2 protein-coding genes are annotated in these 787 nt (G+C 58.4%); both read right to left on the bottom strand.

What is annotated here, in order from left to right:
* Nucleotides 1-491: alpha/beta fold hydrolase (locus B3Q33_RS04620; protein WP_286827049.1), on the bottom strand; the 491-nt coding region annotated here is incomplete at its 3' end.
* Nucleotides 492-607: 116 nt separating this feature from the next.
* On the bottom strand, nucleotides 608-787 hold a 180-nt coding region (locus B3Q33_RS04615; protein ID WP_286827047.1), incomplete at its 5' end, for an EamA family transporter.

The following is a 787-nucleotide window of genomic DNA, read 5'->3' as shown; positions in this document are numbered from 1 at the left end:
GCATCCACCAGCCCCATGGAAAGCACCTGCTGTGGGGCTTGTTGCGCCATGGCCAGGGTAATTGCGCCGCCCATGGAATTGCCGGCAACGTGATAGGCGGGAATCTCCAGGGTGTCCATCAGGGTGACCAGGCGCTGGGCCTGGGACGCCATGGTGTAATCCATATCCGTATTACGGGTGGTTTCGCCGTGGCCCGGCAGGTCCGGCACCACAAAATGGAAATCGCCTTCCAGCTCGTTGACGAAGCGCACCCAGTTACTGGAATCGGCCCCGAAACCGTGGATCAACAGCACCACCGGCTTGTCCTGCTGGCCTTCACTGCGCAGCAGATGCCACTGAATGCCGTCGCGGGTTTCCACGGTCTGATCTGTCAGGCCGGCACGACCCTTTTCCAGGCTCAAGCCACTCTCGTAGGCCCATTTTGCCAGTCCGTCGCAGCCGGAAAGGATGATCGTGCTGATCAACAGCAGGCTGAGTTTCAATGAATGCATGAATGAATCCTGTTTGTTGTTTTGCCGACCCACGAGCATAGGGGATTTCGTCGCCTCGTGTCCTTCTCTACGGGCCAATATCCAATAGGCCCTTGAAGATCCTTTTTTGGTATTTACTAGCGGCTTTTCAGGTTCCAGACGCCGGCGGCGACAATTAGCAGGGTGCCGATCAGGGTGGTCAGGACCAGGGTTTCCCCCCAGAACATCCAGCCCAGTAGAGCAGCCCAGACTACGGAGGAATAGTTGTAGACACCCACCTGGCCCGGGCGGGCGATCTGGTAGGCGGTGGTCATGGC

It is taken from the genome of Alcanivorax sp. UBA3183 (genome assembly GCF_002364155.1).
Taxonomy (GTDB): domain Bacteria; phylum Pseudomonadota; class Gammaproteobacteria; order Pseudomonadales; family Alcanivoracaceae; genus Alcanivorax; species Alcanivorax jadensis.
Note: the sequence above shows the minus strand (reverse complement) of the source record. Positions and strands in the feature narration are given on the sequence as shown.